We start from the raw sequence: 21,508 nt of genomic DNA on the forward strand, positions 1-21,508 counted from the left end.
ACGGTGGGACGGCGGGAGCGGCGGACCGGGTGGGGCGGCGGAACCGGCGGACCGGGCGGGGTGGCAGGGGCGGCGGACCGGACGGGGCGGGCCGGCTCGCGGTGGGGTGTCGGCGGGTGTTCGGCGTACCGTCGTGACTGTGGACTCCACGGCTGACGGTCTCGTGGCCCGTGTCGCGCGTGAGCTCGTCCCCCGAGCGGACGAGCTGACCGCCGAGGTGGAGCGATGCCTGCGCCGCGAGATGCCCGAACTGTGGGCGCACCCCGACGCCATGACCGTGGACAACGTCGCCGAGCACGTCGTCGCGGGACTGTCCGCGCTGCGGTACGGCGTCGCACCGGGTGGCATCGAGGCACCGTCCGCCGGACTGGAGCGGGTACGCCGTGTCGCCCGGCACGGGATCCCCGTGAGCACGGTGCTGCGGGCCTTCCGGCTCGCCCAGGGCATCATCCTCGACCACCTGCTGGCGGAGATGCCCCGGTGCACCGACGACGCCGCCCTGATCAGCGAGGCCGCGCGCAGCCTGATCGCGTCGGCGACCGGATACCTGGACCGCGCCTCCGAGCAGGGCGTCGTGGCCTACGAGGAGGAGCGGGACCGGCGACTGCGCTGGCGGCTGTCCATGGTGAACGAGTCGAGCGTCCGCATCGGCACCACGCTGGACATCGCCCGCACCACGCAGGAACTGGCCGACTTCGCCACCGAGCACTTCGCCGACCTCGTCACCGTCGACCTGCTGGACTCCGCGCTCGGCGGCGCCCAGGAGACACCGCCGGACGACCCGCCGAGGTCGCCCGTGCTCCACCGGGTCGCGCAGCGGTCGGCCGCCCGCCCCGGCGCGGACGCCGCGCCCACGCCCCGGCTGCCCCACACCTTCCCGCCCGGCTCCCCGCAGGCCCGCGCCCTGGCCACGGGCCAGCCCACCAGACACCGCCTCGACGGCGGCAGCCGGGGGCCGTACGCGGCCGCCGAGCCCGCGGGCGGCGGGTGCGCCGGGGCCGGAGGCGAGGGCCGGGGCATGGCCGACAGGGGCGGTCGCGGGGGCAGCGGCGGGCGGGCCGAAGGCGAAGTCGCCGGGCGTGCCGTGGACGGCGGCCGTGGCGGTGGGCGGCCGGTGCACTCCACGCTGGTGGTGCCGTTGCGGGCGCGGGGGGCCACGCTCGGTGTCGCCCAATTCTGCCGGGACCGCGATCCCGACGCGTTCGACGACGAGGATCTGCTGCTCGCACAGGAGATCACGGCGAGGGCGGCGATCGCCGTCGACAACGCCCGCCGCTACACCCACGCCCGCGCCACCGCCCTCACCCTGCAGCGGAGTCTGCTCCCGCGCCGCACCCCGCGGCAGTCCGCCGTCGACGTCGCCTTCCGCTACCTCCCCGCTGACGCCCAGGGTGGTGTGGGCGGCGACTGGTACGACGTCATCCCCCTCTCGGGAGCCAGGGTCGCCCTCGTCGTGGGCGACGTCGTGGGGCACGGCATCCACGCCGCCGCCACCATGGGGCGCCTCAGGACCGCCGTACGCACCCTGGCCGACATCGATCTGCCGCCCGACGAACTCCTCACCCACCTGGACGACGTCGTGCTCCGCCTCGCCGCCGAGGTGGAGGAGGACGACGCGGGCGACGCGGGCGACGCGGGCGACGCGGACGACAGGGACGGCAAGGGCGACGCGGGCGACGAGGGGGCCGCCACCGCCACCGCCGCGACCGCCGTGGCCGACGCGACCGCCGTCGCCGATGCCGGGGGCGGGGACATCGGGGCCACCTGCCTCTACGCCGTGTACGACCCCGTGTCGCGCCGCTGCACCCTCGCGCGCGCGGGGCATGTGCTGCCGGCCGTCGTCGGCCGGGACGGCACCGTCGACATCCTGGAGCTGCCGCCGGGCCCGCCGCTCGGTCTGGGCGGGCTGCCGTTCGAGGCGGCGGAGTTCGAGCTGCCGGAGGGCAGTCTGCTCGCGCTCTACACCGACGGTCTGATCGAGGCGCGGGACCACGACATCGGCGCGGGCCTGGCCCGGCTGCGCGCCGCCCTGGCCCGGCCGGCGCCCTCTCTGGAGGCCACCTGCGACGCCGTCCTCGAAGCGCTGCTCCCGGCCACGCCACCCGACGACGTGGCCCTGCTCCTGGCCCGGACCCACGCCCTCGGCGCGACCCAGGTCGCCACCTGGGAGCTGGAGGCCGAACCCGCCGCCGTCGCGCGGGCCAGGGCGTACGTCACCCGGCAGCTGGCCGCGTGGGGCCTCGCGGAGCTGGAGTTCACCGCCGAGCTGGTGGTCAGCGAACTCGTCACCAACGCCATCCGCTACGGCCGGCCCCCCGTCCGGCTGCGGCTCATCCACGACCGCACCCTGATCTGCGAGGTCTCCGACTCCGGCGGCACCACCCCCCACCTGCGCCGCGCCCGGGGCTACGACGAAGGCGGCCGAGGCCTCCTCCTGGTCGCCCAGCTCGCCGAGCACTGGGGCACCCGCCGCGCCCGCCAGGGCAAGACGGTCTGGGCCGAACTGCACGACTCCGCCGACCTCGCCCTCCCGGAGGCGGCCGCCCTCTAGCGGCGTGCGGTCAGTCGTCGGGTCACATGTGGACCACGGGGGCGGCGTCGGGGTCGTGGACGGGGGCGCCGCGCCGGTAGAGCAGGAAGCTGACGACGACACCGGCCACGAAGAAGAGGGCGGACCACCAGTACGCGGTCGAGTAGGCCTCCAGACCGGCCTGGGCGACGACGGCGGGGTCCTTCGGGTTCCGGCCGACCAGATACTCCGCGGCGGCGCTGGTGGAGAGGGTGTTGAGCAGGGCGGTGCCGAGGGAGCCGCCGACCTGCTGCATGGTGTTGACGGCGGCGGAGGCGACACCCGCGTCCTCGGCGGCCACCCCGTCCGTGGCCAGACTCATCGCGGGGGCCATGATCAGCCCGAAGCCGAGTCCGGCGAGGACCAGCGGCGGCAGGATGTCGGTGGTGTACGAGCTGTGCAGATCGAGGGCGGTCAGCCAGGCCATCGCGGCGGCGGCCATGCCCATGCCCAGCGGGACCACCGGCTTGGGGCCGAGGCGCGGTACGAGCACCGTGGACGCGAGCGTCGAGGTCAGCATCAGCCCGGCGATCATGGGCAAGAAGGCCAGACCGGTCTCGATGGGCGTGTAGCCGAGGCTCTGCTGCAGGTAGTAGGTGAGGAAGAGGAAGACACCGAACATGCCGGCGCCGATGATCAGCACGGAGACGAACGACGCGCCGCGGTTCCGGTCGAGCAGGACGCGCAGGGGCAGCAGCGGATGCGGCGAGCGGGTCTGCCACACCGTGAACGCGGCCAGCAGGACCGCCCCGGCGAGCAGGAAGCCCCAGGTGGCCGGGGCGTCCCAGTCGTGGCTCTCGGCGTTGGAGAAGCCGTAGACCAGGCAGAACAGTCCGGCGGAGACCAGGACCGCGCCGGGTACGTCGATCCTGGCGGTCCTGTCGCGGCTGCCGCGGCCGAGCAGGACCAGCCCGCCGACGAAGGCCGCCGCGGCGAAGACGAGGTTGACGTACAGGGTCCAGCGCCAGTCGAGGTGCTCGGTCAGGACGCCCCCGAGCAGCAGGCCGACGGCACCGCCGGCGCCCGCGATCGCGCCGTAGACACCGAAGGCCCTGCCGCGCTCCCTGGGGTCGGTGAACGTCGTGGTCAGCAGCGACAGGGCGGCCGGGGCGAGCAGCGCCCCGAAGAGGCCCTGGCCCGCCCGGGCGGCGACGAGCATCTCGAAGCTGCCGGCCGCGCCGCCGACGGCGGAGGCGACGGCGAAGCCCACCAGCCCCACCAGGAAGGTCGGCTTGCGGCCGAACAGGTCCGCCGCGCGGCCCCCGAGCAGCAGCAGGCTGCCGAAGGCGAGGGCGTAGGCGGTGACGATCCACTGCCGGTCGCCGTCCGAGAAGCCCAGGTCCTGCTGGGCCGAGGGCAGCGCGATGTTCACGATCGTGGCGTCCAGCACCACCATCAGCTGGGCCAGGCCGATGACGGCGAGGATCCACCAGCGGTGGCGGTGCGGCGGGTCGACGGTCGCCGGGGGCGGCGGGGGTCCGGACGTGCCGGTCCGGGTGCCGGAGACGGTTCGAGGCATGACGGAACTCCTGAGGAGGCGAGGGTTCGGGAAGCCGCGGCGTTGCGGGAAGCCACGGCGGGCGAGCGGGGCGACGACCCGCTCTGACACCTGTCAGATTAACGGTAATCTGACAGGTGTCAAATAACGGGCCCGTGGGTCCCTAAAATGGGCGCGGACCACCCGCACCGCCTACGGGCAGGCGCCCGAGCGATGGAGACAAGCGTGGGAGCACGAGCCGAATCCGCCCGTCGGCCGGGACGTCCCGGCGCGGACACTCCCGCCCTGCCGGAGGAGGAGAGCATCCTCCGGCGCGGCCTGGAGGCCTTCGCCGAGCTGGGCTACGACCGGGCGTCCGCCCGCGAACTCGCCCGCCGCCTGGGCGTCAGCCACAACTTCATCAACGACCGCTACGGCTCCAAGGCCGCGTTCTGGCGCGCGGTGGTGGACTCCGCCCTGGGGGCGCAGGTGGCCCGTATGCCCGCGTCCGACCCCTCGCTCGACGACGAGGAGAACCTGCGGCGGCTGATCACCGCCTTCTACCGGACCGCCGCCGACACCCCCCTGGTCGGCCGTCTCTTCGTCGACGAACTCAACCAGGACACCGAGCGGTTGGACTACCTCTACGACAACTACATCGGTGTCGTCGTGGGCGAGATGGCGTCCTGCGTCGATCGTCTCGTCGCCGCCGGACGGATGGCCCCCGTCCCGATGGACGTGCTGTTCTTCGCCGTCGTCCCGACGGTCTCCGGCATGCTCGACGTGCCCCTCGCCCGCCGCCTCGGCCGCACCGACGCCTCCTCTCCCGAACGGATCGCCGCCACGGCGGAGTCACTGGCGTCGCTCGTGCTCGACGGGTTGCTCGGGACGGGCGGGAAGGGGCGCTCCTGAGTCCGGGGCCGTCCTGCCGGGGCCCCGGGAGGTCACTCCGCGTGGGCCGGGATCCGCAGCTCCACCTCCCAGCCGCCGTCGGCCGTCGGGCCCGACTCCAGGGTGCCGCCGAGGAGTTCGGCGCGTTCCCGCAGCCCGACGAGGCCCTGCCGGGAACCGGGGAGCGGCAGGGAAGGGCGGACGGCGGGAGTGTTGGTGACGGTGGCACCGAAGGACGCGCCGTCGTCGGCACACCACAGCCGTACGGTGGCGGTGGCGCCCGGGGCGTGCTTGCGGACGTTGGTGAGGGCCTCCTGCACCGTGCGGTAGACGGCGCGCTGGGCGGGGGTGCCGATGTCCGGCGGGAGTTCACCCGTCAGGTCGGTCTCGATCCCGCTGGTGGTGACCAGCCGGTGGAGGTCGGCCAGGGTGGGCTGCGGCGTGAGTTCCGTGGCCCGGCCGCCGGAGGCGCGCAGCAGGGTCACCATGTGGCGCAGTTCGTCGAGCGTGTCGACGCTGAGGGAACGGATGGTGCGGGCGCCCTCCTTGGCCTCCGGGTCCCGGGCGGCGACCTGCAGCGCGCCGGCCTGCACGGCGATCAGGCTGACCTGGTGGGAGACGACGTCGTGCATCTCACGGGCCAGCTGGGCGCGTTCGCGGGCGAGCACGGCCTGCGAGTGCAACAGCCGCTCGTGTTCCCGCGCGTCCTCGATCTCGACCAGCCGGCCCGCCAGGTCCCGCCGCGCCTGCACGAGTTGGCCCAGCAGGACGGGGGCGGCGGCGGTGGCGAGTTGGTAGAAGAAGAACACGACCGTCCAGTTGCGGTCGTGCGAGCTGACGTCGTTCAGCGGCCAGGGGGTGGCGGAGGCGAGCGCGAACAGCACGGCGCACATGCCGAGCAGACGGCGGTCGCGTGACCGTTCCGCCAGGGTGAACAGGGCCGCGAACGGGGCGAACATGACCTCCAGCAACAGGGCGGCCGGCAGCGTGCACGCGAAGACCGCGAGCGGGAACCGCCGACGCAGCGCGAGGGCGGCACAGCCCCCGGCCGCGATCGCCGTGGCGAGGGGCGAGGCGTCCCACAGGTTGAGCACGAGGTCGACGACCGCGATCGCGACGACCGCGGCGTCCACCACCGGCTCCGGCACCCGGGCCCACCACGCCCCCGGTCTCCGCGAGGTCATCGGCCCGCCTCCGGCGAGCACCGCGAGCCGCCGTCGAGCAGCCCGGCCCGCTGTGCGAGCAGCGCGGCCTGCACCCGGCTGCTCACCCGCAACTTGCCGAGGATCGCGCTGACATGATCTTTCACCGTGCCCGCGCTGAGGTGGACACGGGCACCGATGTCGGCGTTCGACAGACCCTCCGCGATCAACACGAGCACCTCCCGCTCGCGTCCGGTGAGCCGTCCCACACGGGCGGCCTCCAGGTCGTCGACTGCCTGGCCCCCGGGGTGGCTCTGCCAGACGGCCCGGGAGGCCTTCGGTGACATCACCACCCCGCCGGCCGTCAACGTCCGCACCAGCTGGGCGAGTTGCTCGGGCTCGGTGTCCTTGAGCAGGAAGCCGGCCGCGCCGGACCGCAGCGCGGTGAGGATGTACTCGTCGGCGTCGAACGTCGTCAGCATCGCCACCACCGGCGGTTCCGGCAGCGCGCGCAGTTCCCGCAGCACGGTCAGGCCGTCGACGTCCGGCATCCGGATGTCGAGCAGCACCACGTCCGGCGCCTCCCGCCGCACGGTCTCGACCGCGTCCGCGCCCGTCGCCGTCGCGACGACCTCGATGTCCTGCGCCGCGCTCAGGATCAGCTTGAAGCCGGACCGCACCAGGGCCTCGTCGTCGACCACCATCACCCGGATCACACGCGTCCCGCCTCGTCGTCCCGTGCGCGCGCCGCCGCCCGCACCTCACCGTCCACTGCCACCCCTCCGACCGTAGAGCGGCACCGCCCCCGAACGACGACCGGGCCCCACACTCCCGCCACTCGGGGGGAGCGTTCCAGCCGTACGGGGGGAGAGCGGGGCCGACGCCGGGGCGGACGACAGGAGGGGCTGCGGCTCTCCGGGGCTCTGCGAGGCCGAGCCGAGCCGCCGCTACGGATCCGCCGACCGGTGGCTTTCGGTGGCCTCCGTGGGCGTCCCGGTGGTCCCGGTGGCTCGCGGAGGCGGGCCGGTCAGTCCCGGCGCAGCGGCACCGTGTCGAGCAGCTCGACGGCTGTCCGCCGGGCCGGGGTGGCCGTCAGTTCGGCGAGGTGGCGGAAGGTCTCCTCGGCCGGGCGGGCGGGCCAGTCGGACGGGAGGTGCCGGGCGGGGAGCCGGGGGTCGGTGCGGATGGTCCACAGCCACTCACTGACCAGCCGCAGCCGGGTGCCGATCGGATCGCCGCCCGGGCCGGCCCCCGATCCCAGGAGGGCCGTCCAGCGTTTGTCGAAGGTGACGTAGCGGGCGGCGATGCTCTCCAGGTCCCAGGTGTCGCGGATCATCAGCTCGATGTCGGTGGCCACGTCCGCCTGGGCGTGGAAGATCTTGACGTGGTCGGTGAGCCCGAGCTCGGCGACGACGCCGGCGATGTCGACGTTCCCGGGAGCGATCCAGAGCCCGCTGTAGAGGGCGCCGAACCCGGACCAGGTCAGCCGCGAACGCAGGTCGTGCCGCTGGCGTTTCCAGGAGTCGGGGAGGGAGAAGCCGAGGAGGGTCCAGGTGCCGTCCCAGTCGTCGTTGACCGCGCCCTGCTCCCAGATGCGGGTGTGGCCGTCCCACAGGACGCGCGACGCCTGCGGGCTGAGGCCGAAGTACATCTTGCGGCCCTCGCGTTGGCGCCGCAGCAGACCGCGGTTGACCATCCGGGTCAGGGTGGAACGTACGGCCTGTTCACCGACGCCGACGCGGCCGAGCACGTCGATGATGCTGCCCGAGTACACGCACAGATCACCGTCGCCCTCCTCCAGCACGTGGTTGCCGAAGAAGGCGAGCATGAGCGACTGCGGGCGCGGCTGCGGGCCGTCCGAGGCGTCGCCGTCGGGGGTGCCGCTGTCCGGGGTGTCCAGGATGTCGTAGTCCTCCACGGGGGCAAGCGTACGACCGCCCGCCGTACGTGGTTCCCCGCGCCCCGGAAGGGGTGCGGGGAACCGCACGAGAAGCGCCACCTTCTAGGACGCCACCCCTTCCTTCACGGCGTCCTCGGCGACCGTCGCCTCGCCCAGGGACTCCCGGTGCGTCTCGCGTACGAACCACACGGTCACCGCCGTGATCGCGGCACCCCCGCAGATCAGCAGGGCGACCGGCGTCCCGGAACCCCCGTTCGCCGCGACCAGGCTCCCGGCGATCATCGGGGAGAACCCCGCCCCGATCAGCGTGGCGAGCTGATAGCCCAGCGAGGCCCCGGTGTAGCGGACCCGCGTGCCGAACATCTCGGTCAGCAGCGCCCCCAGCGGCCCGTACATCACCGACTGGGCGATGCCGTGCCCCAGCACGACCGCGAGGATCAGCAGCCCCGGCGAGCGGGAGTCCACCAGTGCCAGGACCGGGAAGGCGAGGGCGGCAGAGGCGACGGCACCGGCCAGGACCACCGGGCGGCGCCCGACACGGTCGGACAGCGCCGACGCGCACGGCAGCACCACCAGCGCCACCGCCGCGGACACCGTCAACGCCGTGAGCACCTGCGGCCGGGGATAGCCGATCCCCGTCGCGTACGCGATCAGATAACTGGTCAGCAGCGACTGCGCGGTGAACGCGCCGATCCCCACACACGCCGCCAGCACCAGCGCGCGCGGCCGGCGCAGCACGTCGACGATCGGCATCCGGGCCTCCGCCCGGTCCTTCTTGACCTTGGTGAAGAGGGGGCTCTCCACGACCTTGAGGCGGACGAAGAGCCCGACGCCCAGCAGCACCACGCTCAGCAGGAACGGCACCCGCCATCCCCACGCCGCGAACTGGTCCCTGGGCATGGCCACCACGAGCGTCACGACCAGCGAGGACAGCAGGGAGCCCAGCGGCGCTCCCATCTGCGTGAAGCTCGACCACAGGCCGCGCCGCCGCTCACCGGCGTGTTCGACGACCATCAGCGTGGCCCCGCCCCACTCACCGCCGATGGCGACGCCCTGCACCACCCGCAGGGTGATCAGCAGCACGGGCGCCCACACGCCGATGGTGTCGTAGGTGGGCAGCAGACCGATGAGGAAGCTCGCGCCGCCCATCAGACCCATCGTCAGCAGCAGCATCGACTTACGGCCCAGCCGGTCGCCGAAGTGCCCGAACACGATCCCGCCCAGCGGACGGGCGACATACCCGGCGGCGAACGTGCCGAACGCGGCGATCGTGCCCACGGCCGGATCCGCGCCGGGGAAGAACAGCTCCCCGAACACCAGCGCGGCGACCGTTCCGTAGACGAGGAAGTCGTAGAACTCGACAGCGGTGCCGAGCAGTCCGGACAGCGCCACGCGACGCAACTGACGCGTGCGTTCGGTCTGTTCGGCCTGTGCGGAGTTCGGGGGTGGTGAAGCGACGGGGGACGAGGGCATCGCGGTCTCCCTGGGCCGGGGGAAGGACACCGCGAACTTAGGTGCTTGTCTGATCGTCGTCAAGAAAGTGCACAACATTGACAGCTCGGGGACAGTGGGGTCCGTCAACAACCGTGGGGACCGTCGAGCCCGTTCCGTCAGGGAGGCACACAAGCCATGACCACCATCGCCGTCATCGGAGCCGGGCCGGGTCTCGGCGCGGCCGTCGCCCGTCGCTTCGGCCGTGAGGGGTTCGCCGTGGCGCTGGTCGCCCGGGACCCGGAGCGAACGAAGGCACTCGCCGCCGAACTGGCCGACGAAGGCGTCACCGCGCAGGGGTTCGCCGCCGACGTACGTGACCCGCGGGCCCTGACCGCCGCGCTGGACGCGGCGCACGCGGCGCTGGGTCCGATCGAGGTCCTCCAGTACAGCCCGCTGCCGCACCCGGACTTCATGCGGCCCGTGCTGGAGACGAGCCACACCGACCTGGTCGGCCCGATCGAGTTCTCCGTCTACGGCGCGGTCGCCGCCGTACGGCAGGTGCTGCCCGGTATGCGCGCCCTCGGCCGCGGCACGATCCTGTTCGTCAACGGCGGCACGGCCGTGGTCCCGCACCCCGACCGGGCCGGGACGTCCATCGCGTTCGCCGCCGAGAGCGCCTACGGCCACCTGCTGCACGACACCCTCGGGGCCGAGGGCGTCCATGTCGCGCAGCTGGTGGTGCCCGGCGCGATCGTCCCCGGGCACCCGCGCAAGGATCCGGCCGTCCTCGCCGACACCCTCTGGGGCATCCACCGCGACCGCCACGGCTTCCGGCACTTCGCCGACGACCTCGACGCCTGACGGTCGGCACGGTCGGTACAGTCGGCGCGCGGGCGTCCGCGCGCGGTGTCAGGCTGAAGGCACAGGTACAGGTACAGGCACAGGCACCGAGAACGCGAAGGGGAATCCCGTGATCACCACTGACCTGAAGCCCGGCTCCCCCTGCTGGCTGGACCTCGGCGTGCGCGACATCCCGGCCGCGGCGGCCTTCTACCGGGCGGTGCTGGGCTGGGAGTACGAGCCCATGGGCGGCGAGGCCGAGGGGGAGGAGGCGGAGGGCTCGGGCGGAGTCTTCCGCAAGGACGGCAAGGTCGTCGGCGGGCTCGGCGAACTCACCGAACAGGGCGCGCGCTCGGCCTGGATGATCTACTACACCGTCACCGACGCGGACGCCACGACGCGGGCCGTCGAGGGCGCCGGCGGCACGGTGCGGGTGCCGTCGAGGGACCTGGGCGACTGGGGGCGGATGGCGCAGTACAGCGATCCGCTCGGCGGCCAGTTCGCCGTCTGGCAGCCGGGGACGAACGCCGGCTTCGAACTCGCGGACGAGCCCGGCTCGCTGTCCTGGACCGAGCTCTACACGACCGACGTCGCGGCCGCCAAGGAGTTCTACGGCGGCGTGCTCGGCTGGCAGTTCGGCGAGATGCCGATGCCGGGCGACGGGGGCTCGTACACGCTCGTCACCCCCGCCGGGCTCCCCGAGGAGCGGATGCAGGGCGGCCTGATGCAGCTCCGCGCCGAGGACCTCAGCCTGAACGGCGGACGGCCGTACTGGCACCCCGTCTTCGCCGTCACCGACTGTGACGCGGCCGTGGCGGCGGTCACCGGGAACGGCGGCAGTGTGCAGATGGGCCCCGAGGACGCGCCGGGCGTCGGGCGGCTGGCCGTCTGCCTCGACCCGTCGGACGCCGACTTCGTCGTCCTCGCCGCCGAGAGCTGACCCGCCCGCACCCCGCCCGCACCCCTCCCACGTACCTCCTCACGCCACCGTCCCCGGGACGGTGGCGTGCTCACCGTTGCGGAAAACGGGAACAGCGTCCATCATCCCACCAACAGGAATCCTGTTATTTCAATGTTGGAACGATGGGCGGGTGCGATCAATGTCGTTCGGTGCCAGAATCCAGGCCAGAGGGGTCCAGCTGCTGCTCAGCGGCGTCATGTCCCGCGTCCACCAGGACCTGCGCTTCACCGACGTCCCGAAGCGGACGGAAGCCCTTCGGGTGGAGACCGGCGCCGGCCCGGTCGACTGCACCGTCTACCGCCCGCCGACCACTGCCGCTACCCCGGCTCCCGTCTACGTCAACTTCCACGGCGGCGGCTTCATCGTGGCCCGCCCCGAGCAGGACGACCACATCTGCCGCTACATCGCCGCGACGGCCGGCTGCGTCGTCGTCAACGTGGACTACGCCGTCGCCCCGCAGCGCGTCTTCCCCACCGCCGTCACCCAGGCCTACGACGTCGTCGCGTGGGTCGTGGAGAACGGCGAGGCCCAGGGCTGGGACGGCTCGCGGGTCGCCGTCGGCGGACACAGCGCGGGCGCCAACCTGACCGCCGTGGTCTGCCAGACGGCCCGCGCCCGGGGCACCTTCACCCCGCGTCTGCAGATCATCGACTCCGCGCTGCTCGACCAGGTCGCCGACCCGGCCACCAAGCGGTCCCGCATCGCCAAGCCGCTGCTCACCCCGGGGCTCATGCGCATCTTCACCGCCGCCTACGTCCCGAATCCGGCCGACCTCGCCAACCCCTTGGCCTCACCCGGCCTCGTCGACGACCTCTCCGGACTGGCGCCCGCCCTCGTCATCACCGCCGAGAACGACCGCCTGCGCGACGAGGGCGACGCCTACGCCGAGGCCCTGGCGGCCGCCGGGGTCCCGGTCACCCACCGCGTCTTCGAGGGCGTCGACCACTACTTCACCCACACCGGCCCGGTGCCGGCCGGCAAGGAGGCGATCGACCTGATGGCCACCTCCCTGCGCACGGCCTTCGACGCGACGGTCCCCGACGCGGCGGCTTGACGGCAGGAGCCCCCGGGGCGGCGCGGGCGGCCGACTGGTCAGCGTGCGGTGCGGGCGCGTTCGTACAGGACGGGGTCGTGGGCGTTGACGACGGTCAGATCGGCGTCGGCGCGGCGGTGCAGTTCGGCGAGGCGGGCGTGGTTGGCGCGCACCTGCTTCAGGTCGTGCGCCAGCAGGCTCTCCACGGTGCGCAGCGCACGCGGGACGGGGGAGCGTCCGTCGAGCGTGCCGCGGTGGAAGAAGGCGTCGCCGGCGTGCAGGATCCAGCCGCTTCCGGTGTCGACCGCGACGCAGGCGTGGCCGCGGGTGTGCCCCGGCAGGGACACCAGGGCGATTCCCGGGGCGACGCCGTCGAGTTCCTTGGCGGCGGCGAATCCGCGCCACGCCTCGCCGTCCGGAGTGTGCTCGACGATCTTCGGTCCGTGGGCCCACTGCGCCGACCGGTACCGGGACCGTTCCCGCCGGGACGGGGAGACCATGGCCGCCAGGGCCTCGGCCGCGGTCGTGTGGACCTGGGCCTGGGGGAAGTCGGCCACGCCGCCGATGTGGTCGAAGTCGAAGTGCGTGACGACGATGTGCCGTACGTCGTCCCGCCGGAACCCGAGGGCCTCGACCTGACGCGCGGCAGTCTCCTCGGCCCGGAGCACGGGCCTGATCAGATGCCGGGAGTACCCCACCCGGCGCCCGGGCTCGGCGATGTCACGCAGCCCCAGCCCGGAGTCCACCAGCACCAGTCCCCCCGGCGCCTCGACGAGCAGGACGTGGCAGACCAGCGCGCCGGTGAGCGGGAGCATGGTCCCGCAGTTGAGGTGGTGCACCTTCACGGCAGTACCGCCTTACGGGTGTCGGGGAGACCTGGCGCACAGCGTACGGCCGGCACCGGGCCCGGACCCCGGCTTCAGCGCTGCTCGGTGGGTGGCGGAGCCCAGTCCGCTCCGGTGCGGAGACGGAACGCGGCGACGGCCGCCTCCACGGTGGGGAAGAAGTGCCGGGGGTCGATGGTGCGGGTCAGGCCGTACCGCTCGATCTTGCGTCGTACGGGATCCTTGAGCTCGGCGAACACCAGATGGACGTCCCGGGCGTTGAGTTGTTCGTCGAGCTCCTCCAGGACGTCGGCGGCGGTGGTGTCGACGTCGGTCATCGGCTCCGCCGCGATCACGATCCAGCTCGGCCGCGGCTCGGCCGAGGCCAGGCGCTGGACCTCGTCGCGGAAGGCCTTGGCGTTGGCGAAGAAGAGCGGGGCGTCGAACCGGTAGATCACCAGGCCCGGCAGCTGCCGGGCCTGCGGGTAGGAGCGGACGTCGTGGTAGCCCTCCAGGTCCCGCACCCGCCCCAGCACGGTGTTGTACGGCCACCAGGCGCGCCGGAAGACATTGAGGACGGACAGGCCCACGGCGACGGCGATGCCGGACAGGACGCCGAGCAGCGCCACGCCCAGGAAGGCGGCGAGGCAGAGCAGGAACTCCTCCCGCCGCTGCCGCCACAGCCGTACGGCCCCCGGCACGTCGGCCAGCGAGAGCGACGCGGTGATGACCACGGCGGCCAGCGCCGGCTGAGGCAGATGGCGGAACAGGCCCGGAACCAGCAGCAGCATGAGGACGATGAGGGCCGCTCCCACGACCCCGGTGAGCTGGCTCCTCGCTCCCGCGCGCTCCGCCACGGCCGTCCGGGACCCGCTCGTGCTGACCGGGAAGCCCTGGAAGAGACCGGCCGCCAGGTTCGCCACCCCGACCCCGGCCATCTCCTGGTTGCCGCGGACCTCCTGCCCGGTACGGGCCGCGAAGGCCGACGCGTTGGAGATCGTGTCGGCGAGGGACACCAGGGCGATGCCCAGGGCCCCGCCGAGCAGCGGCCCGAGGTCGGCGAGCCGGACGTCGGGGATCGTGAACGGCGGGAAACCGTCGGGCAGTTCGCCGACCAGGCTGACGCCGTGCGCGCCGAGGTCGAAGGCCGTGGCCGCGGCAATCGCCAGGACCACCATCACGAGCACCGCGGGGACCTTCGGCAGGAAACGCTGGAGGACCAGGATCACCACGATCCCGCCGATGCCGACCGCGGCGGCGGCCGGTACCGCCGCCCCGTCGGCGAGCTCCCGGAAGAAGCCGGCGCACTCGCCGATCAGACCGTCCGCCTCGACCTTGAAGCCGAGCAGCTTGGGCAGCTGACCGATCAGGATGGTCAGGGCCAGGCCGTTCATGTAGCCGATCATCGTCGGTTTGGAGATCAGGTCGGCGATGAAGCCGAGCTTCGCCACCGACGCCAGGATCATGATCGCCGCCACCATGAGCGCGAGCACCGACGCCAGCGCGACGGCCCGGTCGGGGTCCCCGTCCGCCGCCGCCAGCGGCAGCACGGTGGCGGCGATCATCGGCCCGAGCGAGGAGTCGGGGCCCAGCACCAGGATCCGGGACGGCCCGCACACCGCGTACCCGAGCAGGCAGAGCACCGTCGTGTAGAGACCGGTGATGGGCGGCAGGCCCGCCAGTTCGGCGTACGCCATGCCCTGCGGCACCAGCAGCGTGGTCAGGACGACCCCCGCGACCAGGTCCTTGACCAGCCACTCGCGCCGGTAGGACGCCACCGCGCGGACCCCGGGAACCGCCCGCACCCGGGAGAGGAGCCCTCGACTCTTGTGCTCGGCTGTCACAGACCGTCCTTCCGTCCCGGCAAGCGTGGCACGCGAACGGCGAGACCCCGGCGCCGGGCGGTGAGGTGTCGCCCCTCGTGCCGGACCGCGCTGTCAGCCCAGGTCGAACAGGTTCGGCAGCCGCAGGAGGAACCGGGTGCGGTCGTGGCGCTTGAGCGCCTCGAACTCGGGCGCCCGGTACAGCGGGGTGACGGCGCACCGTTCGGCGGACGAACCGATCCGGTCCAGCAGGGCGTTGACGGCCTGCCGGGCCGAGGTGTTGGCCCCCTCCATGGTGGCCAGGTCGATGGGTACGGCCACGTAGTCGCCGGACAGGAAGAGGTTGGGGATCCGTGTGGCGGACCGTGGCCGGTGGTGGAAGGTCCCCGTCGGATGGATGAGCAACTGCTCGTCGTTGACCGGGTTCGGGGTGCCGAGACCGTCCACGGCCGGGTCGAGGAACCAGGAGTGCAGCACGGAGTCCTTCAGGACCGTACGGCCGGTGTCGTTGAGCGCGGCCTTGAGCTGCGCCCACACCTCGCGGGCGACCTCGGCGCGGGTGCACTGCTTGGCGGTCTTCCCGTACAGGATGCCCGGCCGGTCCCACTCGGAGACGTCTACGGAGAGGCAGTCGGCGACCGTGCCGTCGCCGAAGTCGGCGGGGAAGTCGTGGCCCGGCCAGTGCTGCGCCTGCGCGATCGCGGTGAGCGACCAGGGGGAGTCGATGAGGTCGAGATGACCGTGCAGGATCGGCGTGCGTTCGGTCAGATAGAACTGGATGCCGGTCATCCAGTCGGTCTGCAGCCGGTCGCACGCGGCCAGTTGGGGATCGGCGGCGCGCACGGCGGCGTTCCAGGTGCGCCGGGCGTGCTCGACCGGCATGGCCGAGATGTAGTGGTCGGCGGTGACGGTCCGCCGGGCGCCCGCCGGGTCCTCCACGACGGCCCCGCCGATCCGGCCCCCCTCCAGCGTCAGGTCCCGTACGCTCCAGCCGACCCGGAACTCGACGCCGAGCGACCTCAGGTGTGTCACCCACGGGTCGATCCAGGCCTCGTTGGTGGGCGCGTTCAGGATTCGGTCCAGCGGGCCGTCCGCGCCCCGCCCCAGCAGGTTGAAGGCGAAGGCCTCCAGCAGGGTGGCGACCGTCCGGGTGCTGGCCTCCTCCGCCTTGGTGGCCACGATGTTGCGGGTGATGCCTACGGCGAGGATCCGCTGGTAGTCGAACGACATCTGCCCGGCCCGTACGAACTCCCACCACGGCGTCCGCTCCCAGGTCTCGTCGCGGCGTTCGTCGCAGCTGGTGAGGAAGACCAGGAAGCGGTTGGCGAAGTAGAGCGCCTCGTGGAGCGGGAGGTGGAAGGCGGTGTCCAGCACCGAGGTGACGGCGCGGCGGATCTCGTCGGGGGTGAGCTCGGCGGGGCTGTTGTCCGGCCAGGGCAGCGGGATCCTGATGTCCTCCCGGCCGCCGGACCGGGCGAACAGCATCTCCTTGGGGGCCACGAGATTGTCGTGCACGCCCTGGGCGTTGCCCGGGAAGGGGATGCGGCGCATGGTGTCGGGCAGGTTGTGATAGATCCCCGGGATGAAGCGGAAGCCGTGCTCCCCGGGCAACGGGGCACGACCGCCCGTACCGCTGCCCGGCACGTCCATGCTGCGGGCCTTGCCGCCGAGCGCCTTGCGTTCGTAGACCGTCACCCGGAAACCGCGTTCGGCGAGTTCGTGCGCGGCCGTGAGCCCGGCGACACCCCCGCCCAGGACGGCCACGGTCGGTGCGGCGGCAGCCTCCCGGGCCGCCGCGCGCCCGGTGGTGCCCAGGGCGACGGCGCCACCGGCGGCCGTCGCCGTACCCAGGAACCCTCTGCGTGTGGTGCCGGCCCATGTGCCCATCGCCCACCCCTTACCGTCGGTAACCATTGGCGTACGAAGATAGGAGCGGCACACGGATCCCGGAAGGCGACCGACGCGGCCCGCGTCACTTTGGCTTGATGCCGCATCAGAAACCGCCCACGGGGGCCGCGTAGGGCCGCATACGGTCGCGCACGGTCGCTTCCCATCGCGTGCCCACGGGCCCAGCCGGTGTGGCGTGTGTCACCGCGGCTGGATTGAGTGGGGGGCCCGGGGCGTTCACGTACCCTCTCGTGACGCATGGGACCAGGACTGCGAGGATGTGGCTCGATGACCGCTGGGGGGTGTTCCCGCACGCTCAGGGCCGCCGTGTTCGCGGCGGTCTGCGTGCTGCTCACCTCCCTCGGGCACGTCATGATGTCGGGCACCCCGGTGCCCTGGTGGGCGATGGTCGCGGGAGCGGTGGCGACCGGCGGCGCGGCCTGGTGGTCGGGCGCCCGGGAGCGGGGACCGCTCCTGGTCGGCTCCGCCGCGGTCACGGCCCAGGCCGCCCTCCACGTCATGTTCTCGCTCGCCCAGACGGCGACGGGCGCCGCACCCGCCATGGCGCCGATGGACCACCCGACGGGAGCCCCGCCCTCGTCGCCGTCGATGGACCACGCGGGCGCCGGGGTCGCGCACGCGACGCATCACGTCATGGGCGACCTGCCCCCGACGGGCATGCTCGCCGCCCATCTATTGGCCGCGCTGCTCTGCGGCCTCTGGCTCGCCCACGGTGAGCGTGCCGCCTTCCGCATCCTGCGGGCGCTCTCCGGCTGGCTGACCGCGCCGCTCCGCCTGGTCCTGCGGCCGTCCGCCCCGCCGTACCGTCCGCGGGTCCGCGCCCGCCGCGCCCGTACGGACCGCGAGCCGCGGCGCTACCTCCTCATCCACGCGATCACCTCCCGGGGGCCGCCGGTCGGGACCGCTGTCGCCGTCTGACGACAGCCGGTCACCCGGGGACGCCTCCGGAGACGACGCTCTGTCGGCTCCACGGCCCCGGGCAGGCGCCGCACCCGCGTGCCCGACGCATCAGCCCCCCGGCCGATCCGCGTGCGCGGGGGCCGCCTCGTGTCCCACCACAGTCTTCAGCCCGCCCGTTCAAGGGAGTTCCCCCGTGCCTCGCTCCACCATGCCGCGCACCCTGCGTCGTTCCGCCGCGCTCACCGCCGTCGCCCTCGCGTCCGTCCTCGCCGGCGCGGGGCCCGCCGCGGCCCACGCGGAGGTCGAGGCGGAGGGCGCCCGCGCCCTCGACCAGAACGTCGAACTGACCTTCTCCGCGGAGTCGGAGTCCGCCTCCGCCGGCATCACCAAGCTGGAGGTCGTCCTGCCCGAGGGCATCGCCCCCGGCGACATCACCTACGAGAAGGGCCCGGACGGCTGGAAGTTCGCCCCCACCAGCCGGGGCTACACCGTTTCGGGCGAGAAGCGCGCGGTGGGGGAGGACGTCGAATACGTCGTCACCGTACGGCAGTTGCCCGACGCCAAGTCGCTGGCCTTCAAGACCCTGCAGTCCTACAGCGACGGCAAGGTGGACCGCTGGATCGAACTGGAGGAGGAGTCCGAGGGCGACGGCCACGGGCACGGCCACCCCGCGCCCCGGCTGGACCTGAAGCCCGCCGCGCCCGGTGCGAAGCTCGTCAGCCCCACGCCCACGCCCTCCGCGGAACCCACGACGGCCGCCCCCACGACCGACGCCACGAAGGAGTCGGAGGCCGGGACGCCGGCCGCCGAGCCGGCGGCGGAGAGCACCGACGGCGACGACGGTCTCTCCCCGGCCGTGCCGCTGGGCATCGGCGCGGCCGTCCTCGTCGCGGTCGGCGGCGGAGTGTGGTGGTTCCGGAGCCGTCGCGGCACCACCGCCTGACCCCGGGAGTCGACGCGGGCCCGGTTCGGGTGAGCCCGGGCCCGTCGGACGGTTAATCGGCCACGAGGGGGTATGCGGATGTCGGTCAGCAGCCGTGGGGAAAGGATCGAGGATGACCGACGACGCCTATCTGTTCCTGCTCGACGACGAGTCCGTGCCGCTCGGCGTGGCCCCCGCCGCCGTCGAGGATCTCGCCTGCATGGAGACTCCCGCCGTGCGCGCGTGGCTGGACGCCCAGGGGACCACGCCGACCTCCGCGCGCCTGCGCCTGCTGCCGCCGGAGGAGACGGGGTCCATTCCCGAGGGGGCGGAACGGCTGCCCGTCCCGCTGAGCGACGAGGAACTGAGCCGGGTCCGCCACCGACTGGCGCCGGAGCCGCTCGCCCGGATCGAGGAGGAACTGCTCGCCTACCGCGACAGCGCGGAGGGCCGGGACGGCCTGATCGGCCGCGCCCTGGCCGCGGGCGTGCCGCCGCACCGCATCGTGGAACTGACGGGGATGGACCCCGACACGGTGACGGCCGCGGCGAGCGGCTGAGACGCCCGCGATGGGGACCGTGGTCCACGTCCCGCAGACACGGGACATGATCGGTGAGGAACTGTCCGGCGACGAGGCGCTGACCGCGCTGAGGCGCTACGGGGGCCGCCGGCTGCTCCTCGACGCGTTCGCCCGGTTCCGCTACGCGGACGGCTTCTCGCACTCCCGTTCGCTCGCCTTCCAGATCGTGCTGGGCCTGGTGCCGTTCACCATCGCGCTGGTCGGCGTGGCCACCACCGTGCACACGGAGAGCGTGGGCCGGATCATCGAGCTGACCGTGGGCCGGATCGTGCCGGGCGCCAGCGCGAGTCTGGTCGAGGACGCGCTGGACGCCACCGCGCGCAGCGCCGGCTCCGGCTTCTGGAACGCCGTCGCCATGTGGCTGGGACTGGCCTTCGCCCTGCTCAACCTCGCCTCGGCGATGGGGCAGGTGGAGCGGGGCGCCAACCGCATCTACGGCGTCGAACGCGACCGGCCCTTCCTGGCCAAGTACGGGCGGGCGCTGCTCCTCGCCCTCGCGGCGGGCATGCCGATGGTGCTGGGATTCCTCGTGCTCGTCGCCGGGGACGCCGTGGGGGCCGCGGTGGTGGAGGCCCTCAACTGGTCACAGGGGTGGCTCGACTGGTGGGGCCCTCTCGACGTGCCGCTGGGCGTCCTGCTCGCCTGGGTCGCGTCGGCGGTGATCTTCCGCTGGGCCCCGCGCAGGGATCAACCGGGCTACACCTGGCTGGCGTTCGGCTCGGCGGTCCACCTGGTCCTGTGGGTCACGGCCACGTGGCTGCTGGCGCTCTACGTCGCGAAGAGCGGATCGTTCGGCGCCGTGTACGGACCGCTGACGGCGTTCGTCGCCCTCCTGCTGTGGGCCAACCTCACGGGTGTGGTGCTGTTCCTGGGCATCGCGTTCGCCGCCCAACTCGAAGCGGCCCGCGCCGGAATCACGGAGGCGGTACGCCCGGATCCGGGGCCGGGACCATGACGCCGGCCGGGGCTGTGACGCCGGCCGGGGCCGTGATCCCGGTCGGGGCGGGCGGGTCATCGGTCCGTGGCCGGGGTGCGCGTCTCCACGCGGTGGTCGTAGTACGCCCACACCGCCACGCCCACCACGGCGGTGAGCCCCACGGCCACGACGCGGACGACGCCACTGGTCGCGAAGGCGGCCAGACCGGTGGCCGCCCCGCCGCACAGCATGATCATGCGGCTGACGAAGCGCTGCTGCGGCTGAGGGTCCTCGCGGTCCTTCAGGTCGTGCAGGGCTTCCCGGGCGGCCCGCCCGGAGCCGCGTCGGGCCCGGGCCCGGTAGTGCAGCCCGTAACTGATCAGCAGGTACAGCGCCAGAGCGCCCATGGCCCACAGCAACCCGGTGCCGTCCGCGCTCCCTCCCCGTGCCAGATACATGACCTCTCCTCCCCTGAGGCTCCATGAGCGCAAGCACGTCTCCGCCGTCCGAATGCCCCGGGCGTCCGCTTCCGAACTCGCAGGGGCGGCACCTTCCGGCCATTTCGCCGCTCGTCCGGTCCGGGCGAGGCCGGCCCTCCCGAGGCCGATGGGGTGGCATGGATGAAACCATCGCGGGTACGGGCGCGTATGTGAGGGGGGAATGAGGGCGGGACACGTGGGATCGAATGCCGACGGTGACGGCTGTAGCGGACCGGAGAGGTGCTTGATGCGGGCCGGATACGCCCTGGGTGGCGAGGACGGCTGCATCGCCGATGCCCGCCACCACGCCCTCGCCTTCCTCGACCGCGCCCACGCCGACCATCGACTGGTCGTCTCGGCACGGGTACGGGACCTCACGCAGCTGGTGGTCAGTGAACTGGTCACCAACGCCCGCAAGTACGCCCCCGGGCCCGTGCTCCTGGAACTGCGTGTCACCGCCGACAGCGTGGACATCGTCGTCTGGGACAGCGATCCCACGGTGCCCGCGGCCCGGGCCGCCGACCCCGACCGGGTCGGGCAGCACGGGCTGGAGATCGTCAAGGCCGTGACCGAGGATCTCTTCATCGAGCAGGAACCGGTCGGCAAGCGCATCACGGCACGCATCGCCCTGGCGGACCCGCCGCCCCCCGGCAGCGGCCGGTAGCGGCGGGGGAGATCAGAGGACCACGGCCATACCGACGAGGCCGACCACGATCAGTGCCACCACCACCATCATCAGCACGAGGGACATCGAGCCCCATCCCGTGCGTGGTGCGGGCGGCTCCGGATGGGAGATCCCGGAGGTCCCCCCTTCGCCGGGTGGTGTCTCACCGGGCGGTACCCCACCGTGTACGTCGGCTCCGGGCGTTCGCCGGGGGCCGGGATCAGGACTCGTCATGGCGCACGCTC

20 protein-coding genes are annotated in these 21,508 nt (G+C 73.2%); 10 read left to right on the top strand and 10 right to left on the bottom strand.

The annotated features are described in order from the left end of the window. Window positions 1-139: 139 nt before the first annotated feature. A complete protein-coding gene (locus tag L3078_RS36315) occupies window positions 140-2,551 on the top strand; it encodes a SpoIIE family protein phosphatase (RefSeq protein ID WP_239758166.1) in 2,412 nt (803 codons plus the stop codon). A 22-nt stretch (window positions 2,552-2,573) separates the two neighbouring features. Here L3078_RS36315 and L3078_RS36320 read toward each other — a convergent pair whose 3' ends face one another. Next, a complete protein-coding gene (locus tag L3078_RS36320; protein WP_239758167.1) occupies window positions 2,574-4,088 on the bottom strand; it encodes an MFS transporter in 1,515 nt (504 codons plus the stop codon). Window positions 4,089-4,292: 204 nt separating this feature from the next. Here L3078_RS36320 and L3078_RS36325 point away from each other — a divergent pair, with 204 nt between their 5' ends. Next, window positions 4,293-4,958 (top strand): TetR/AcrR family transcriptional regulator, encoded by a 666-nt coding sequence (locus L3078_RS36325; protein ID WP_338059543.1) that lies wholly within the window; start codon window positions 4,293-4,295, stop codon window positions 4,956-4,958. Between the two features lie 32 nt (window positions 4,959-4,990). On the opposite strand, the gene L3078_RS36330 is transcribed toward L3078_RS36325, so the two are convergent. The 4 genes from L3078_RS36330 to L3078_RS36345 all read right to left on the bottom strand — a co-directional run bounded on the left by L3078_RS36330 (window position 4,991) and on the right by L3078_RS36345 (window position 9,452). Then, entirely contained in the window at window positions 4,991-6,121 is a 1,131-nt protein-coding gene (locus tag L3078_RS36330; protein WP_239758168.1) for a sensor histidine kinase, read from the bottom strand. Further along, window positions 6,118-6,783, bottom strand: a complete 666-nt coding sequence (locus L3078_RS36335; RefSeq protein WP_239758169.1) for a response regulator — start codon at window positions 6,781-6,783, stop codon at window positions 6,118-6,120. Before L3078_RS36335 ends, L3078_RS36330 begins: the two co-directional genes overlap by 4 nt. Before the next feature lie 323 nt (window positions 6,784-7,106). Next, the gene (locus L3078_RS36340) at window positions 7,107-7,997 is read right to left on the bottom strand and encodes a PaaX family transcriptional regulator (protein WP_420864137.1); all 891 of its coding nucleotides are present in this window, start codon (window positions 7,995-7,997) and stop codon (window positions 7,107-7,109) included. 84 nt (window positions 7,998-8,081) lie between these two features. Then, on the bottom strand, window positions 8,082-9,452 hold the full coding sequence (locus L3078_RS36345; RefSeq protein WP_239758170.1) for an MFS transporter: 1,371 nt from the start codon (window positions 9,450-9,452) through the stop codon (window positions 8,082-8,084). Between the two features lie 156 nt (window positions 9,453-9,608). On the opposite strand from L3078_RS36345, the gene L3078_RS36350 reads away from it, so the two are divergent. The 3 genes from L3078_RS36350 to L3078_RS36360 all read left to right on the top strand — a co-directional run bounded on the left by L3078_RS36350 (window position 9,609) and on the right by L3078_RS36360 (window position 12,268). After that, window positions 9,609-10,274 carry an SDR family NAD(P)-dependent oxidoreductase gene (locus L3078_RS36350; RefSeq protein WP_239758171.1) on the top strand — a complete coding sequence of 222 codons (666 nt, stop codon included), beginning with the start codon at window positions 9,609-9,611 and terminating at the stop codon, window positions 10,272-10,274. 109 nt (window positions 10,275-10,383) lie between these two features. Further along, the gene (locus L3078_RS36355; protein WP_239758172.1) at window positions 10,384-11,193 is read left to right on the top strand and encodes a VOC family protein; all 810 of its coding nucleotides are present in this window, start codon (window positions 10,384-10,386) and stop codon (window positions 11,191-11,193) included. Between the two features lie 160 nt (window positions 11,194-11,353). Next, window positions 11,354-12,268, top strand: coding sequence for an alpha/beta hydrolase (locus L3078_RS36360; RefSeq protein WP_239758173.1), 915 nt, complete (start codon window positions 11,354-11,356; stop codon window positions 12,266-12,268). 38 nt (window positions 12,269-12,306) lie between these two features. On the opposite strand, the gene L3078_RS36365 is transcribed toward L3078_RS36360, so the two are convergent. From L3078_RS36365 to L3078_RS36375, 3 genes are all read right to left on the bottom strand, one after another. Continuing rightward, window positions 12,307-13,092 carry an MBL fold metallo-hydrolase gene (locus L3078_RS36365; protein WP_239758174.1) on the bottom strand — a complete coding sequence of 262 codons (786 nt, stop codon included), beginning with the start codon at window positions 13,090-13,092 and terminating at the stop codon, window positions 12,307-12,309. A 74-nt stretch (window positions 13,093-13,166) separates the two neighbouring features. Further along, complete coding sequence (locus L3078_RS36370) at window positions 13,167-14,915, bottom strand: SulP family inorganic anion transporter (protein ID WP_239758175.1); 1,749 nt, start codon at window positions 14,913-14,915, stop codon at window positions 13,167-13,169. Window positions 14,916-15,008: 93 nt separating this feature from the next. After that, window positions 15,009-16,781: a hydroxysqualene dehydroxylase gene (locus L3078_RS36375; protein ID WP_239758176.1), complete on the bottom strand. Its 1,773-nt coding sequence runs from the start codon at window positions 16,779-16,781 to the stop codon at window positions 15,009-15,011. 288 nt (window positions 16,782-17,069) lie between these two features. Between L3078_RS36375 and L3078_RS36380 the strand changes: the two genes are divergently transcribed. From L3078_RS36380 to L3078_RS36395, 4 genes are all read left to right on the top strand, one after another. Then, the gene (locus L3078_RS36380; protein ID WP_239758177.1) at window positions 17,070-17,720 is read left to right on the top strand and encodes a hypothetical protein; all 651 of its coding nucleotides are present in this window, start codon (window positions 17,070-17,072) and stop codon (window positions 17,718-17,720) included. Between the two features lie 175 nt (window positions 17,721-17,895). Then, the gene (locus L3078_RS36385; protein ID WP_239758178.1) at window positions 17,896-18,645 is read left to right on the top strand and encodes a DUF1775 domain-containing protein; all 750 of its coding nucleotides are present in this window, start codon (window positions 17,896-17,898) and stop codon (window positions 18,643-18,645) included. Window positions 18,646-18,757: 112 nt separating this feature from the next. After that, the gene (locus L3078_RS36390) at window positions 18,758-19,183 is read left to right on the top strand and encodes a DUF6003 family protein (RefSeq protein ID WP_239758179.1); all 426 of its coding nucleotides are present in this window, start codon (window positions 18,758-18,760) and stop codon (window positions 19,181-19,183) included. A 10-nt stretch (window positions 19,184-19,193) separates the two neighbouring features. Then, the gene (locus L3078_RS36395; protein ID WP_239758180.1) at window positions 19,194-20,159 is read left to right on the top strand and encodes a YihY/virulence factor BrkB family protein; all 966 of its coding nucleotides are present in this window, start codon (window positions 19,194-19,196) and stop codon (window positions 20,157-20,159) included. Window positions 20,160-20,215: 56 nt separating this feature from the next. On the opposite strand, the gene L3078_RS36400 is transcribed toward L3078_RS36395, so the two are convergent. Then, entirely contained in the window at window positions 20,216-20,578 is a 363-nt protein-coding gene (locus L3078_RS36400) for a hypothetical protein (protein ID WP_239758181.1), read from the bottom strand. A 268-nt stretch (window positions 20,579-20,846) separates the two neighbouring features. Here L3078_RS36400 and L3078_RS36405 point away from each other — a divergent pair, with 268 nt between their 5' ends. Further along, window positions 20,847-21,263: an ATP-binding protein gene (locus tag L3078_RS36405; RefSeq protein ID WP_239758182.1), complete on the top strand. Its 417-nt coding sequence runs from the start codon at window positions 20,847-20,849 to the stop codon at window positions 21,261-21,263. A 12-nt stretch (window positions 21,264-21,275) separates the two neighbouring features. Here L3078_RS36405 and L3078_RS36410 read toward each other — a convergent pair whose 3' ends face one another. Then, on the bottom strand, window positions 21,276-21,497 hold the full coding sequence (locus L3078_RS36410; RefSeq protein WP_239758183.1) for a DUF6480 family protein: 222 nt from the start codon (window positions 21,495-21,497) through the stop codon (window positions 21,276-21,278). Window positions 21,498-21,508: the final 11 nt, after the last annotated feature.

The sequence above is a fragment of the Streptomyces deccanensis genome, assembly GCF_022385335.1.
GTDB lineage: Bacteria > Actinomycetota > Actinomycetes > Streptomycetales > Streptomycetaceae > Streptomyces > Streptomyces deccanensis.